The sequence below is a fragment of the Actinomycetospora chibensis genome (genome assembly GCF_028737215.1).
GTDB lineage: Bacteria > Actinomycetota > Actinomycetes > Mycobacteriales > Pseudonocardiaceae > Actinomycetospora > Actinomycetospora chibensis.
Window position 1 is genome coordinate 85,334 of sequence record NZ_JAQZAM010000013.1, and the last position, 14,140, is coordinate 99,473.

Consider the following 14,140-nt stretch of genomic DNA (forward strand, 5'->3'; position numbering starts at 1 on the left):
GTGAGCTCTCCCGCTGCCCGGCCCGACGGCCCCCTGCTGGTCGTCGGGCTGGGCAACCCCGGCCCGGACTACGACGGCACCCGGCACAACGTCGGGTTCGTCGTCGTCGACGCCCTGGCCGGGCGGATGGGCAGCCGGTTCTCGGCCCACAAGCGCTCCGGCGCCGACGTGGCCGAGGGCCGGCTGGCCGGCCGGCGCGCGGTGCTCGCGAAGCCGCGTGGCTACATGAACCTCTCGGGCGGGCCGGTGGCCGGCGCCGCCCGCTTCTTCTCGGTGCCGCCCACCGAGGTGATCGTCGTGCACGACGACCTGGATCTCGAGTTCGGCGTCGTACGCCTCAAGCGCGGCGGCGGCGAGGGCGGCCACAACGGGCTGCGTTCGATCTCCAAGTCGCTCGCAACGAAGGACTATCTCCGCGTGCGCTTCGGCATCGGGCGCCCGCCGGGACGCCAGGACCCCGCCGATTACGTGCTCAAGCGCTGGTCGGCGGCCGAGCGCAAGGAGCTCGACGTCTCCGTCGAGCTCGCCGCCGACGCCATCGAGGCGCTGGCCGTCGAGGGCCTCGAGCCGGCGCAGAACCGGTTCCACTAGACGGCGGCTGGTCCGCACCGGGGAGTCGGCGGACCCTTCTGGTGCATGCGTGCGATGCCGGTGCTCCGCGGCCACCCCCTCATCGCCTTCTTCGTCCTGTCCTTCGTCATCGCCTGGGGCTTCGTGCCCTTCGGCTCGTTCGGCGCGTTCGCCCCGCTGGTCGCCGCGCTGATCGTGGCGCCGATCAGCCGGGGACGGGCCGGCCTGGTCGAGCTCGGGAGACGTCTCGTGCGGTGGCGCGTCCGGTGGTACTGGTACGCGCTCGCGATCGGGGTGCCGGTCGCCGTGCACCTGCTCGCGTTCGCGGTGGACGGCACCACGGCCACGGTCTCGGCCGGCACCGTCCTGCTGATGTTCCTGCTCCGCCTCGTGAACCCGACCGACGGGCCGCTGGGCGAGGAGCCGGGGTGGCGGGGGTTCGCCCTGCCCGGGATGCAGACCCGGCTCTCCCCGCTCGCCACCACCGCGATCCTCGCCGTGGTGATCACCGTGTGGCACCTGCCCCTGGCGTTCCTCGCCGAGGGCGACCCGCGCTCGAACGTGGCGATCATCGTGGTGGGCACCGTCGCGGTGACGTTCTGGTACACGTGGCTGTTCGACCACACGGGCGGCAGCGTCCTGCTCGTGGTGATCGCCCACGCCGCGGAGGGCGCCGTGGCGCACGAGGGTCTGCTCTACATGCTCGTCTGGCTGGCGGTGGCCGTCGTCCTCGTCGTGGTCGACCTGAGGTCCTGGCTCCGGCCCGCGCCCGTGGAGGCGACGTGGGCGCCGGACGTGCCGACGACGACCGCGCGGGTGCGCTGACGGAGGACCTTCGCCCGGGCTCGCGACGGCGATCTCCCGGGAGTGTCACCGGAGCTGCCGTGCGTCAGTCGATCGCGTTCTCCAGCCACGCCTCCTCGAGCTGCTCCCGCTCGCTGACCAGCGCCCGGAGCTCGGCGTCGAGCTCCTGGAGACGGCCCGGCTCGGTCGCCGCCGCGGCGAGCTTCTCGTGCAACTTCTTCTCCTGGCTGTCGATCTTCTCCAGCCGTCGCTCGATCCGCGTCGCCTCCTTGCGCGCGGCGCGGCGCTCCGCCTCGCCGCGGGGCGCCCCGCTCCCCGGCGCCGACGACGCGGAGATCGACGGGGCCGCGGGCTGGCCCGCACGGCGGCGCAGGTACTCGTCGATGCCGCCCGGGAGGTCGGTGATCCTGCCGTCGCCGAAGAGCGCGACGGCGCGGTCGCAGACCCGCTCGGTGAGGTAGCGGTCGTGGCTGACGACGACGAGCGTGCCCGGCCAGCCGTCGAGGAGGTCCTCGAGCTGCTGGAGGGTGTCGACGTCGAGGTCGTTGGTGGGCTCGTCGAGGAGCAGGACGTTGGGCTCGGTCATCAGCAGCCGCACGAGCTGCAGGCGCCGCCGCTCGCCGCCGGAGAGGTCGGAGACGGGCGTCCACTGGCGGTTCGCGGGGAAACCGAAGCGTTCGGCGAGCTGGGAGGCGGTCTGCTCGTAGCGGCCGATCGTCACCCGCTCGGCGATGTCCTCGACGGCCTGCAGGACGCGCCGGTGCATCGGCAGGTCGGCGAGGTCCTGCGAGAGGTGGGCCAGGCGCACGGTCGTGCCCTGGATGCGGTGCCCGCCGTCGAGGGCGCGCTCGCCGCCGACGGCCCGCAGCAGCGACGTCTTGCCCGACCCGTTGATCCCGACGATGCCGATGCGGTCGCCGGGACCGATGCGCCAGGTCTGCCGGTTCACGAGGGTCCGGTCGCCCACCGTCAGGGTCGCGTCCTCCAGTTCGATCACCGTACGGCCGAGGCGGTGCTTGGCCATCGTCACGAGCTCGACGGTGTCCCGCGGGGCCGGCACGTCGGCGATGAGCGCCTCGGCGGCCTCGACCCGGTACTTCGGCTTCGACGTGCGCGCCTGCGGCCCGCGTCGCAGCCACGCGAGCTCCTTGCGGGCGAGGTTCTGCCGGCGCTGCTCGGCGGCGTCCGAGAGCCGGGCGCGCTCGGCGCGGGCGAAGATCCAGTCGCCGTAACCGCCCTCGTACTGCTCGACGTGCCCGTCGACGACCTCCCAGGTGCGCGAGGCGACGGTGTCGAGGAACCAGCGGTCGTGCGTGACGACGACGAGAGCGGTGCGGCGGGCGAGCAGGTGCTCGGCGAGCCAACCGATGCCCTCGACGTCGAGGTGGTTGGTGGGCTCGTCGAGCACCAGGAGGTCGAGGTCCTGCACCAGCGCCGCACACAGGGCGATCCGCTGGCGCTCGCCCCCCGAGAGCCCGTCGACCGACGCGTCGAGGCCCCGGTCGCCGCCGGGGCGCAGGCCCTCGACCACCGCGCGGCTGCGGGCGTCGGCGGCCCACTCGTGGTCGGGCACGTCGCCACCGAGCACGGCCTCGCGGACCGTCGCCCCCGACAGCTGCGTCTGCTGGCTGACGAGCGCCATCTGCAGCCCGCCGACGGGGCTGCGGCGGCCGCCGTCGGGCGTCAGCGTCCCGGCCAGCACCTTCACCAGCGTCGACTTCCCGCCGCCGTTGCGGCCGACGACGCCGATGCGGTCGCCGGTGTCGACGCCGAGGGACACGCCGTCGAGGACGGGCTTCGGTCCCCCGAAGCCGATCGACACCGACTCGAGGTTGACGAGGTTGGGCACGGAGGCCTTCCTGGGAGGACGGACGGGGTCAGGCGTAGGCGCCCGGGCCGGGGTCGACCGGGCTGGGGTCGATCGGGCTGGGAGGTCGGGAGCTCGGAGGGCCGCCGTCGGTGAGGCGGGCGCCCGGCACGGGGCCGTGGGCGACGCGGACCGTGCGGCACACGCCGGCGCCGGCGAGCTCGGCGGCCACCCGGACCGCGGCGTCCTGGCCGGCGCAGAGGAACACGCACGTGGGCCCGGAGCCGGAGACCACGCCCGCGAGCGCGCCGGCGTCGACCCCGGCGCGCAGGGTGCGGCGCAGGCCGGGGTCGAGGCTCACGGCCGCGGCCTGCAGGTCGTTGCCGAGCAGCAGCGCCAGCGAGCGCGCCTCCCCGGAGGCCAGCGCCTCGAGGACGGGCTCGACGTCGCCGACACGCCGGGGCGCCTCGGGTCGGTCGCGCAGGCGGTCGAGCTCGGCGAAGACGGTGGGGGTGGACAGGCCGTGGTCGGCGACCGCGACCACCCAGTGGAACGTGTGGCGCGAGAGCACCGGGACCAGCCGCTCGCCGCGCCCGGTGCCGAGCGCGGTGCCGCCGTGAAGGGCGAAGGCGACGTCGGAGCCGACCTCGGCCGCGACGTCCATGAGGTCGTCGCGCGCCAGGTCGAGCCGCCAGAGCGAGGAGGTCGCCAGCAGCGCGCCGGCGGCGTCGGCGCTGCCGCCCGCCATCCCGCCCGCGACCGGGATCGCCTTGCGCAGACCGATGCGGATGTCGGGGGCGCGGTCGACGCGGCGGGCGAGCGCCTCGACCGCACGCCAGGCGAGGTTGGTGGTGTCGGCGGGCACCTCGGAGGCGTCGACCCCGTCGATCGGGGAGATCGCCACGCCGGGCTCGACGACACCGGGGACCGCGGCGGTCACGGACACCTCGTCGGTGATGCTCAGCGCCTGGAAGACGGTGACGAGGTCGTGGTAGCCGTCGGGTCGGAGATCGCCCACGGCCAGGTGAAGGTTGATCTTGGCCGGGACGCGGACGGTGACCGGCGGTCCGACGGCGGAGAGCACCCGTCCAGGGTACGGACCGCGCGCGACCGGCCTCAGGGAGTCGGGGCGTGGCGGCCCTCGCGGGCGATCGCGGTGAACGCGGCCACGTCCAGCGCCTCCCCGCGCGCCCCGGGATCGACCCCGGCGGCCCGCAGCACCGCCTCCGCGGCCGGTGCCGAGCCCGCCCACCCCGCGAGGGCGGCCCGCAGCGATTTCCGGCGCTGGGCGAAGGCGGCGTCGACGACGGCGAAGACGTCCTCGCGGTCGGCGCCGCGGGTGTCGTCGGTGCCGGCCCCGTCCTGCCGATCGTGGCGGGTGAACCCCACGAGGCCCGAGTCGACGCCGGGGACCGGCCAGAACACCGCACGCGGGACCGGGCCCGCCCGCCGCGCATCGGCGTACCAGGCGAGCTTGACCGACGGGGCGCCGTAGGCGCGCTCGCCGGGACGGGCCGCGAGCCGCTCGGCGACCTCGGACTGCACCATGACCAGCCCGCGGCGCAGCCCCGGGAGGGCCGCCAGCAGGTTCAGCACCACGGGCACGGCGACGTTGTAGGGGAGGTTCGCCACCAGGACGTCCGGGGCGAGCGGGAGGTCGCCGGGCCCGATGCGCAGGGCGTCCGCGGTGACGACCCGCAGGTCTCGGCCGGGTGCCCGCTCGGCAGCCGTCGCCGGCAGCCGGTCGGCGAGCACCGGGTCGATCTCGACGGCGACCACGGCCCGCGCGGCCTCGAGCAGCGGGAGCGTCAGCGAGCCGAGGCCCGGGCCGACCTCGAGCACGACGTCGTCGGCCCCGACCTCGGCGAGCCGCACGATGCGGCGCACCGTGTTGGCGTCGTGGACGAAGTTCTGACCCAGGCGCTTCGTGGGTCGCAGGTCGAGCTCCGCGGCGAGAGCCCGGACGTCACCCACCCCGAGCGGGCGTACCGGACTCGTCACGCGGTCATCTTCGCGCCTGTGCGCGCCCTCCCGTGCTCCGGCACGGGAAAGCGCGCACGAGCGCGGAGCGCAAACGCTACTTCTTGCCGCAGACCGGCCAGGCGCCGTAGCCGCCGCGGTCCTCGCGGACGCGCTCGGCGACCGCGATCTGCTCCTCGCGGGTGGCCTGGTGCGGCAGCGGGGCGAACTCGTCGCCGTCGTAGGCCCGCCAGGTCGAGCGGTCGAACTGCAGGCCGCCGTAGTAGCCGTTGCCGGTGTTGATCGACCAGTCGCCGGTGGCCTCGCAGCGGGCGATCCGGTCCCACTTGGCGCCGTTGCTGACCGCGGGGGCCGACGACTTCGGCTTGGTGCCGCGGGCCATGACACCGCCGACGGCCTGACGGGTCACGCGGGACTCGCCGATCTGCGTGCGGCCGGTCTCGGCACCGTTGGTGGCGTTGACCGACCAGGTGACGACCTCTTCGCCCGCGGTCCCTGCCTGCTGGACGCGGGTCTTGCCCTCTTCGAGGTCCGGGTCGTCGACCGTGCGCATCGGCGGCGCGATCGGACGGGTCTCGGTGACCTGGTTGACCGTGTTGCGGGTGACGGTGATCGTCGAGCCGCCGGCCAGGGCCTCGCCGCCGGCGACCGTGTCGGTCGGGCTGAGCGCCAGGCCGTTCTGCGCGAGCAGCTCGGGGGCGTTCAGCGCCGTCGTCGTGACCTGGCGGGGGGCGGCGCCGCCGTCGATGAGCGTGACGGTCTTGGGGACCCGCACGTCGAGGTTCATCCCGTTGACCGGGATGGCGGCGTTCATCGGCGCCGAGGCGACGATGCTGTTGGTCGGGAGGCCGAGCTGCGCGAGCGCGTCGGCGACCGTGCGGGCCGTCGTCGTGATCGTCTGCGGGCGGCCGTCGACCATCAGCGCGACGTCGCGCGAGCGGTTGATGACGAGGTGGTCGCCGTCGTGGACGTCGGCGTTCGGGCCGGGAGCGAGCTGATCGGCCGGGCCGAGCTCGATGTCGCCGCTCTCCAGGGCACCGGCGACGTCGCCGGAGAAGGTGTGCACGACCTGGTCGACGCCGTCGACCGTGACCGTGACCTCCTTGTCCAGCGCCACCGCGGTGCTGCCACCGGCGGCGACGGCCAGCAGGGCCACCGCCACGCCACCCTTGACCGCGTTCGAGCGGCGCTTGGTGTCGGTGGTCAGGCGCTCGGGGTCGTCGAACGAGGTGAGTCCGGCGGGAGCGGCGCCGTCGAGGGTTCCGTCGACGTCCTGCGCGCCGGTGAACGACTCGAGGTCGTTCCAGTCGTCGAGGTCGTCCAGGGCGATCGCGCCGTCGGCGGCCGTCGCGTCGCCGGTGGCGATCGGCAGCGGGCCGGTGATGTCGTCGAACCAGCCCGGGGCCTCGCCGGTGTACCCGGTGTCGTAGCCGAACTCGTGGGCGGCGTCGTAGCCGTAGTCCGACGCGTACTCCGTGGCGTACTCGGTGGCGTACTCGTCCGCCGCGTAGCCCTGGTCGGCGCCGGCGTGGCCGTACCAGCCGCCGTGACCGTCGGAGACGATCGGCAGGCCGGCGGTGTCGTCGCCGGTGTCGGCGTACGAGCCCGCGCGTCCGCAGGCGGTCGCGGTGTCGGCGCTCATCGGGCGTCGACCGCCGCGACGAGCGAGGAGGACCTCAGGGCCAGCAGGGAGCGCACAAACACAGGGGAGTCCACATCGTTCGTACTTCCGGGCAGGAACCGCGCCCTCGGGAGTGCGTCACGACCTCGTGACGTCCTCCCTGTGGTGGGGACCTGGGGAAGTCCTCATCACGCGGGCCTCGGGGGTGGTTCCATCCCGGCGAGTCACAGCACGGTAACGAGTTGGGTGTCGCCACCATCAAGCCGACACGACCGTGTTGCGCCGAACGGCGTCCCGGCGACGACGAGCGTGCTTACTGTGCGCTCTCTCGTGCGACGGAGAGTGAAGGTTGAGGCTGTTCGGCCAACTGGAAGGCCCGCCGGGCGTTGTCCGCGCTGATCCGGGCCAACCGCTCCGCGGGCTCGTCACGGAGCTCCGCGAGGTCTCGCACCGTGTGGGGGATGCAATAGGGCTCGTTCGGCCGACCGCGGTACGGATGCGGAGTCAGGAACGGGGCATCGGTCTCGACGAGCACGAGCTCGGCGGGCAACCGGAGCGCCGCTCGTCGCAGCTCGGCGGCGTTGGCGTTCCGGAAGGTCGCGGTACCCGACAGCGACGCGTACCAGCCCTCCTGCGCACAGCGCTCGGCGAGCGCGACGTCGCCGGAGAAGCAGTGGAAGACCGTGGTCGGCGGCGCGCCCTCGGCGGCGAGGACGTCGAGGATCGCGTCGTGGGCGTCGCGGTCGTGGATCACCAGCGGCAGGCCCGTGCGCTTCGCGAGGTCGATGTGCCACGCGAACGCCTCGCGCTGGACGTCGAGCGGTGCGCAGTCCTCGCGCCGCGTCGTCCAGTAGTCGTCGAGCCCCGACTCCCCCACCGCGACGACGCGGGGCCGCGCGGTCAGGTCCTCGATCGCCGCCCGGGCGTCGTCGGTGAGGTCGTTCGACCGCGTCGGGTGCAGACCCACCGCCGCGAACACCCGCGGGTCGCTGTCGGCCGCCCACGCCGCCCAGCGCGCGGAGGCGAGGTCGTCGGCCGTCGTGACCATCGCCGTGACGCCCGCGCTCGTGGCGCGGTCGAGGACCTGCACGAGGACCTCGGGGTCCCGGGCCCCACAGGCGTCGAGGTGGGTGTGCGCGTCCACCACCCCGTCCCCGATGGGCTCGGGGACGGGCGGTGGAACATTCCGGTCGCCTCTGCCGCTACCCATCGGTCGCGATGGGCGCCCAGGACGGCCCGGTCTCGCCCAGCGACGGGTCGAGCTTGGCGAACAGCGGCGTCGGGCGCTCCAGGGGCCGGCCCACGGGGATCGGCGTCGACGCCCAGCGCGCCTGCTCGGAGGCGTAGTCGCCGGTGAGCACCGAGTGGCTGGTGCCGAGCTCACCGGAGACGCCGGCGTCCTCGCGGTGCGGCTGCTCGGCCCACACCCCGGTACCCCCGAGCGCCTCGTGGACCTTCTGCGCGGCGTGCGGCAGGAACGGCGTGAGCAGGGTGTTCGCGTCCTGCACGACCTGCAGGGCGGTGTGCAGGATCGTGTCGCGGCGCGCCGGGTCGTCCTTGCGCTTCCACGGCTCCTGGTGCGACAGGTAGGCGTTCGCCTCGCCGACGATCCGCATCGCCTCGGAGATCGCCTGCTTGAACCGGGACCGCGCGAGGTGCGCGCCGACGGTGTCGAACGCGGCCCGCGACTGCGCGAGCAGCGCCTCGTCGGCCGGGTCCGGCGACGTCGGCTCCGGGACCGACCCGACGTTCTTCGCGGCCAGCGACACCGAGCGGTTGACGAGGTTGCCCCACTCGTTGGCCAGCTCGAAGTTGGTGCGCCGGACGAACTCGTCCCAGGTGAAGTCGCTGTCCTGGTTCTCCGGGCCGGCGACCGCGATGAAGTAGCGCAGCGCGTCGGGCCCGAACTCGCGCAGGAAGTCGCCGACGTAGATGACGGTGCCGCGGCTGGTGGAGAACTTCGAGCCGCTCATGGTCAGGAACTCGGAGCTGACGACCTCGGTGGGCAGGTTGAGACGGCCGAACGGCCCGACCTCACCGCCGCGGTCGCCCTCGCCGTTGTGCCCGAGCAGGATCGCGGGCCACATCACCGAGTGGAAGGTGATGTTGTCCTTGCCCATGAAGTAGAAGGACTGCGCGTCCGGGTCGCACCACCACTGCTTCCACGCGTCGGGGTCGCCGGTGCGCTGCGCCCACTCCACCGATGCCGACAGGTAGCCGATCACGGCGTCGAACCAGACGTAGAACCGCTTCATCGGCTGGTCGTGCCAGCCGTCCAGCGGGATGCGCACGCCCCAGTCGAGGTCGCGGCTGATCGCGCGGGGCTTGAGGTCGTCGGCCAGGCGCTTGCTGAAGTTCAGGACGTTCGGGCGCCAGTGCGTCCGGGTCTCGAGCCACGACCCGAGCGACTTCGAGAACGCCGGCAGGTCGAACAGGAGGTGCTCGGTCTCGACGAACTGCGGGGTCTCCCCGTTGATCCGGCTGCGCGGGGTGATGAGGTCAGCGGGGTCGAGCTGGTTGCCGCAGTTGTCGCACTGGTCGCCGCGCGCGCTGGGGTAGCCGCAGATCGGGCAGGTGCCCTCGATGTAGCGGTCGGGCAGCGTCCGGCCGGTGGACGGGCTGATCGCGCCGAGGGTCTTCTCGGTGCGGACGTAGCCGTTGTTCCACAGCGCGCTGAAGAGGTCCTGCGTGACGCGGTGGTGGTTGTCGGTGCTCGTGCGCGTGAACAGGTCGTACGACAGGCCGAGCCCGACGAGGTCGTCCTGGATCACCCGCGAGTACTTGTCGACGAGCTCGCGGGGCGTCGAGCCCTCGGCGTCGGCCTGCACCTGGATCGGCGTGCCGTGCTCGTCGGTGCCCGACACCATGAGCACCCGGTTCCCGACCATCCGCTGGTAGCGCGAGAAGACGTCGGAGGGCACACCGAACCCGGACACGTGGCCGATGTGCCGCGGGCCGTTGGCGTAGGGCCACGCCACGGCGGTCAGCACGGGGACGCTCATACCGACCATTGTCCGCGCACGCGCCAACGGCTCCTCAGTCGGCTAGGGCATCGCCCCGAACTGACGGTCCCCCGCGTCCCCGAGGCCCGGGACGATGTAGCCGTGCTCGTTGAGCCGCTCGTCGACGGCGGCCGCGACGACCCCCACGCCCGGGTGCGCCTGCGCGAGGCGCGCGATGCCCTCGGGGGCCGCCACCAGGCACACCGCGGTGACGTCGTCGGCCCCGTGCTCGACGAGCAGGTCGATGGTCCCGGCCATGGACCCGCCGGTGGCGAGCATCGGGTCGAGCACGAGCACCGGGCGCCCGGCGAGGCTCGCCGGCAGGGACGCCAGGTAGGTCGTGGGCTGCAGGGTCTCCTCGTCGCGCGCCATGCCGACGAAGCCCATGATCGCGCCGGGTACCTGGGCGTGGGCGGCCTCGGCCATCCCCAGCCCGGCGCGCAGGACCGGCACCAGCACCGTGGGCGTCGCGAGCTCGGCGCCCGTCGTCGTGGTCACCGGCGTCCGGAGCTCCACGGGCCGCGTCGGGGCGTGCCGCATCGCCTCGTAGACGACCATCGCGGTCAGCTCCCGCACCGCGGCGCGGAAGGACGCCCGGTCGGTGGTCTCGTCGCGCAAGGTCGTCAGCCGGACGTCGACGAGGGGGTGGCGCACGATCCGCGGCTCGGGCATGGGCGGGAAGGCTAGTGCGGGAGGCCGCCCGCGAACGCGCCGACGACCCGACCGAGCTCGGCACCGGCGTCCTCCTGCAGGAAGTGGCCGGCGTCCTCGATCGTCGGGTGCTCACGCCCGGCCGCTCCGGGCACGTGGCCCCGCAGCACCGGGCCCATCGCCCCGGTGATCGGGTCGGAGTCGGAGAACGCGACGAGGAACGGCTTCTCGTAACGGCCCAACGCCTCCCATGCGGCACGGTTGCGCTCGGTCTCCGGGTCGTCCGGGCGGGTCGGGACGAGCAGCGGCATCGCCCGCGGCCCTGCCTTGAACGTCTCGTCGGGGAACGGGGCGTCGTACGCGGCGCGATCGGCGTCGGAGAGTCCGCGCACGCAGCCGGACGCGACGAGGCGGCCGACGTCGAGCACCCTCCCGGGCTCCGACGCCTTCTCGACGGCCCTGCGGAACTGCCACCAGACCGCCGGCATGTCGGTGTCACCGGTCGGCAGGCCGGTGTTCGAGGCGACGACGCCGGCGTAGCGGTCGGGCTCGGCGGCCACGAGGCGCAGCCCGATCAACCCGCCCCAGTCCTGGCCGAGCAGCACGACGTCGCGCAGGTCGAGCGCGGCGACGACCTCGGTCGTCCAGGCGACGTGGCGCGCGTAGCTGTGGTCGGCGATCGCCGCCGGCTTGTCCGACCGTCCGAAACCGACCATGTCGACCGCCTCCGCCCGCAGACCGGCCTCGACCACGGCGTCGACGACGTGCCGGTAGAGGTACGACCAGGTCGGCTCGCCGTGGAGCATCAGCACGGTGGGGACATCGGCGGGGGCGTCGTCGGGGCCCGCCGCGTAGGTGGCGACGCGGATCGCCGCGCCGCCGTCGGGGTTCGCCACCTCCACCCACCGCGGGGCGAGCGGGAAGCCCGCCAGGTCGTCGAAACGGTCGTCCGGCGTCCGCAGGAGGTCCATGCCCCCAGCGTGTCAGCCGACCGGGGGAACCGCGCCGGTACGGGCAGGTCACCGGCGTCGTCATAGGGTGCGCCGCGCACCCCCTTCTCCACGGCTCGCGGAGGCCCGCCCGGTATGGCGCAGGACATCATCCCGATCACGCTGGCGCTCACCGCCGGCGACCTCGTCACGCTCTGGGCCCCGAGGTGGCGCCAGGACGGCGAGGAATGGGAGGCCTTCCTCGGCGACGACGACGCGTTGTTCGCCTTCGCGGACGCCGCCGACCTCGCGGCCTGGATCGCGGCGGCGGAGTCCTCGGGCCAGGAGCACGACCTCTCCGACCACCCCGCGTGGCCCGTGGTCGTCAAGCTCTCGGTCGACGAGCTGACCCCGGAGGACGTGCAGCGCTACGACGTCGTGGGCGTCCCGGAGCTCGTCGCCGAGGACCCCGACACCTGGACCCTGGACGACCTCGCCGAGGTCGCCGCCATGTGCCGCTCGCTCGCCGACGTCTGCGACCTGGCGGTCGTGCACGAGGTCCTCGACGCGACGCCCGCCTTCGCGGCCCTGACCGCCGGCCCGCCGGCGTTCGCCGGGCGCGACGGCGCGGCGCTGTGGGCCGAGCTCGCCGAGGTGGTCGACGAGCGCTGGGACGAGGTCGTCGACGCGCTCGACGCGATGATCTCGAGCCCCGAGGTGGACGAGGAGCTCGCCGCCCGCCTCCGCGCGACCGCCACGCCGCCGGCCCCGGCGGGAGACCGGGACCCGGATCCCGAGGGCGAGCCCGCCGCACCGTCCGAGGACGCGCAGAACGACCCCGAGGACCCGGCCGCCGTCGTCTCCGACCCGCAGGACTCCGCCACGTCCGGGCCCCTGGCCGACGCGCCGGAGGAGCTCCGCGAGGACACCGCGGGCGAGTCCCTGCGCACCGACTTCGTCGACGAGGCCGAGGAGCCCCCGCCGGGCTTCTGGGAGGAGGTCGGCATCGACCCGATCGCGATCACCACCTCGGACGGCGAGGTGATCACGCTGCGGTGCTACCTCGACGACGAGCCCGTGTTCCTCGGCAGCAGCCGCCAGATCGACGTGTTCTCCTCGGCGCGCGCGCTGCGCACCTGGATCGCCGGGGAGGGCGCGGAGGGCCACGACCTCGCCGACGTCTCGACCTGGGAGGAGGTCGTGTCCGCCGCGACCGGCGGCGACCTCGAGATCGAGATCGCGCCGGAGAACCGGTACGTGCTCGCCGGCCTGGGCGACGACCTCGGCGAGGGTCCCGACGTCGTCGACGCCGAGCAGCTCGAGCTCGCCGTCGAGCTCATCGTCGACGCCGCGACGTGGGCCGGGGACACCCGCACCCGCGAGGACCTGGCGCCCTCGGAGAGCCTCGGGTGGCTCGTGTCGTTCGTCGTGCGGCCGGACCCGACGCGCCTGACGCCGTCGCCGCCGTTCGACCGCGAGGCCGCCGCATGGCGCGCTCTCGAGGACCGTTTCCTGGGACGGCTGCGGCAGCACTGATCGCCAGCGCACGCCTGGTGCCCGTGTGGCGGACACCCGGATGCCGGTCGCTCACCCGGATGGGGTCGCACCCCGGGGGGTGTTTACCCTTCGAGTCCGCCGACCCCGGTCCGGCCCGGGCCAGACCTTCCGAGAGAGCGGGATCCGCGTGATCGACAACAACCAGACCCAGTCCTTCGACCGCATGCGCAGCATGCTGGTGCGGGCGGCCGAGGTCCGGGACAGCGAACAGCAGCAGATCTTCGACTCGCTGGACGAGATCCACGGCCGGTTGGCGGCGCTGGACGGCCTCGGCGCGATCCGCAAGCGTCTCTCCGACGTCCCCGACCGCACCGAGATGAGCGTGCTGGCCGAGCGTCTCGACGAGACCGTCGCGAAGATCGACGCCCAGGAGTCCTCGGTCTCGTCGCTCGCGCGTCTGGTCGAGGGCCTGGTGGACCGCGTGGCCGAGCGCCTCGCGACGCCGTTCGCGCAGATCGACGGACGCCTCGACGGCGTCAGCGGCCGCTTCGAGGGTGTCGCGGGCCGGATGGACGGCCTCGAGGACCGCATCTCCGGGCTGCACAAGCGCCTCGACGACCTCGACAACAAGCTCGACCGCCACGAGATGCGCCTCGACGGGCTGCCCGCGGCCGTCACGGGGCCGATGCGCGAGCGCGTCGACGCCGTCGACTCGGGCCTGCGCGACCGACTCGACGATCTCGCCCGCGGTGTGTCCGAGGAGATCACCGGGACCCGCGAGGCCGCGCGCACCGACGCCACGACCACGCGGAACGAGACCACGACGCAGGTCGGCGAGCTGGCGGGGCGTCTCGAGAACCTGACGCAGCGTCTGGACCAGGTCGGCACGCGCCTCGACAGCGTCGAGTCCGGGCTCGGTGACCGCGTCGGCGCGCTGTCGACGTCGGTGGAGAACGGCCTGGACCGCCTCGACGGCACCCTGGTCAACCGCCCCGACCACGAGGCCGTCGTCGCCCTGGTCCGCCAGGCCAACGAGGAGTCCGAGCGGCGCAACGCCGGCCACCTGGACGAGGCGATGGCGACGTTCGCCGAGATCATCCTCGGCCCGGGCGGCGGCTCCTCGGGCTCGATGCCCGCGCCGCGCCCCACCACGCGCCGCGGCTCGCGCAAGCCCTCGATCCGCGAGGGGCAGAACAACGGCTCCGAGCTCCCGACCGAGAGCTCCAACGCCGAGAACTGATGGTCGGGCGGTCCCCGCGGTCGATGGTGATCTCCCGGG

Annotated in this window: 12 protein-coding genes; 4 read left to right on the top strand and 8 right to left on the bottom strand. The window is 73.9% G+C overall.

What is annotated here, in order from left to right:
• Both pth and PH189_RS20220 read left to right on the top strand, forming a co-directional pair.
• The gene (gene pth / locus PH189_RS20215) at positions 1 to 591 is read left to right on the top strand and encodes an aminoacyl-tRNA hydrolase (RefSeq protein ID WP_274190633.1); all 591 of its coding nucleotides are present in this window, start codon (positions 1 to 3) and stop codon (positions 589 to 591) included.
• Between the two features lie 45 nt (positions 592 to 636).
• Positions 637 to 1,395 (top strand): CPBP family intramembrane glutamic endopeptidase, encoded by a 759-nt coding sequence (locus PH189_RS20220; protein WP_274190634.1) that lies wholly within the window; start codon positions 637 to 639, stop codon positions 1,393 to 1,395.
• A gap of 64 nt (positions 1,396 to 1,459) precedes the next feature.
• On the opposite strand, the gene PH189_RS20225 is transcribed toward PH189_RS20220, so the two are convergent.
• From PH189_RS20225 to PH189_RS20260, 8 genes are all read right to left on the bottom strand, one after another.
• Positions 1,460 to 3,223 (bottom strand): ABC-F family ATP-binding cassette domain-containing protein, encoded by a 1,764-nt coding sequence (locus PH189_RS20225; RefSeq protein ID WP_274190635.1) that lies wholly within the window; start codon positions 3,221 to 3,223, stop codon positions 1,460 to 1,462.
• A gap of 28 nt (positions 3,224 to 3,251) precedes the next feature.
• A complete protein-coding gene (locus PH189_RS20230) occupies positions 3,252 to 4,265 on the bottom strand; it encodes a 4-(cytidine 5'-diphospho)-2-C-methyl-D-erythritol kinase (RefSeq protein WP_274190636.1) in 1,014 nt (337 codons plus the stop codon).
• Between the two features lie 32 nt (positions 4,266 to 4,297).
• Positions 4,298 to 5,182 carry a 16S rRNA (adenine(1518)-N(6)/adenine(1519)-N(6))-dimethyltransferase RsmA gene (gene rsmA / locus PH189_RS20235; protein ID WP_274190637.1) on the bottom strand — a complete coding sequence of 295 codons (885 nt, stop codon included), beginning with the start codon at positions 5,180 to 5,182 and terminating at the stop codon, positions 4,298 to 4,300.
• 76 nt (positions 5,183 to 5,258) lie between these two features.
• Positions 5,259 to 6,803, bottom strand: coding sequence for a resuscitation-promoting factor (locus tag PH189_RS20240; RefSeq protein ID WP_274190638.1), 1,545 nt, complete (start codon positions 6,801 to 6,803; stop codon positions 5,259 to 5,261).
• A 292-nt stretch (positions 6,804 to 7,095) separates the two neighbouring features.
• On the bottom strand, positions 7,096 to 7,992 hold the full coding sequence (locus PH189_RS20245) for a TatD family hydrolase (protein WP_274190639.1): 897 nt from the start codon (positions 7,990 to 7,992) through the stop codon (positions 7,096 to 7,098).
• On the bottom strand, positions 7,985 to 9,784 hold the full coding sequence (metG, locus tag PH189_RS20250) for a methionine--tRNA ligase (RefSeq protein ID WP_274190640.1): 1,800 nt from the start codon (positions 9,782 to 9,784) through the stop codon (positions 7,985 to 7,987). Before metG ends, PH189_RS20245 begins: the two co-directional genes overlap by 8 nt.
• Before the next feature lie 42 nt (positions 9,785 to 9,826).
• Positions 9,827 to 10,456: a uracil phosphoribosyltransferase gene (upp, locus tag PH189_RS20255; protein ID WP_274190641.1), complete on the bottom strand. Its 630-nt coding sequence runs from the start codon at positions 10,454 to 10,456 to the stop codon at positions 9,827 to 9,829.
• Between the two features lie 11 nt (positions 10,457 to 10,467).
• Positions 10,468 to 11,406 carry a haloalkane dehalogenase gene (locus PH189_RS20260; RefSeq protein ID WP_274190642.1) on the bottom strand — a complete coding sequence of 313 codons (939 nt, stop codon included), beginning with the start codon at positions 11,404 to 11,406 and terminating at the stop codon, positions 10,468 to 10,470.
• A gap of 114 nt (positions 11,407 to 11,520) precedes the next feature.
• Between PH189_RS20260 and PH189_RS20265 the strand changes: the two genes are divergently transcribed.
• Positions 11,521 to 12,900 carry a primosomal protein gene (locus PH189_RS20265; protein WP_274190643.1) on the top strand — a complete coding sequence of 460 codons (1,380 nt, stop codon included), beginning with the start codon at positions 11,521 to 11,523 and terminating at the stop codon, positions 12,898 to 12,900.
• Positions 12,901 to 13,048: 148 nt separating this feature from the next.
• Complete coding sequence (locus tag PH189_RS20270; protein WP_274190644.1) at positions 13,049 to 14,101, top strand: PA containing protein; 1,053 nt, start codon at positions 13,049 to 13,051, stop codon at positions 14,099 to 14,101.
• The last annotated feature ends 39 nt before the right edge of the window (positions 14,102 to 14,140 follow it).

What these genes read in the sequence shown, in the direction of transcription:
- PH189_RS20260 (WP_274190642.1), bottom strand. Translation starts at nt 11,406, where the DNA reads ATGGACCTCCTGCGGACGCCGGACGACCGTTTCGACGACCTGGCGGGC.
- PH189_RS20245 (WP_274190639.1), bottom strand. Translation starts at nt 7,992, where the DNA reads ATGGGTAGCGGCAGAGGCGACCGGAATGTTCCACCGCCCGTCCCCGAG.
- PH189_RS20220 (WP_274190634.1), top strand. Translation starts at nt 637, where the DNA reads ATGCGTGCGATGCCGGTGCTCCGCGGCCACCCCCTCATCGCCTTCTTC.
- PH189_RS20240 (WP_274190638.1), bottom strand. Translation starts at nt 6,803, where the DNA reads ATGAGCGCCGACACCGCGACCGCCTGCGGACGCGCGGGCTCGTACGCC.
- PH189_RS20265 (WP_274190643.1), top strand. Translation starts at nt 11,521, where the DNA reads ATGGCGCAGGACATCATCCCGATCACGCTGGCGCTCACCGCCGGCGAC.
- upp (WP_274190641.1), bottom strand. Translation starts at nt 10,456, where the DNA reads ATGCCCGAGCCGCGGATCGTGCGCCACCCCCTCGTCGACGTCCGGCTG.
- metG (WP_274190640.1), bottom strand. Translation starts at nt 9,784, where the DNA reads ATGAGCGTCCCCGTGCTGACCGCCGTGGCGTGGCCCTACGCCAACGGC.